Here is a 498-nt window from a genome sequence, read left to right as displayed (position 1 = left end):
TTGGATGAATCCAAATCGTTCTGATGTACTTCCGCCAGATACCGTTGCCACTTTTTTAGCAGGTCATTCTCCTGCTTAAGACGCTCATTTTCTTTCTTAAGCTTTTGAATGTTATCCAGCTCTTTTTTTGTTGGGAATTTACTCATTGTTTCATTGTTGCTTTGATAGCGCGGTACGTTTTTAAACTTACCTACTCGATACTCTTTTCGCCAACGACTCAGCATTAACGGATGAATATCTAGCGCCTCGGCAACGTCCTTTGACATGACATCGTCTCGTAAGCTTAGTTCGACTGCTTTGATTTCAAAATTAACTGGGTAAAACCATGTCTTTCTAGGTTGGGTATATCTAGGCATTTTAGCCTCCTCAAAGTGATGAGGAGGTGTCCACTAAAACGGGTGAGGATCAAGTTCCGTTTAATTGCCTTATAGTTCGACCAAGCCACTTAATTTAAAAGTAACTGACTATTATATTAAGTGGAATATGCTTCTGTTGGTT

1 pseudogene is annotated in these 498 nt (G+C 39.6%); it reads right to left on the bottom strand.

Features of this window, described 5'->3' with window-relative positions:
- Positions 1-356, bottom strand: a pseudogene (locus R0J88_RS18770) (transposase); the annotation flags it as partial.
- Positions 357-498: the final 142 nt, after the last annotated feature.

Source organism: Pseudoalteromonas sp. SIMBA_162 (genome assembly GCF_046535955.1).
In the GTDB taxonomy this organism is placed as follows: Bacteria; Pseudomonadota; Gammaproteobacteria; order Enterobacterales; family Alteromonadaceae; genus Pseudoalteromonas; species Pseudoalteromonas marina.
Note: the sequence above shows the minus strand (reverse complement) of the source record. Positions and strands in the feature narration are given on the sequence as shown.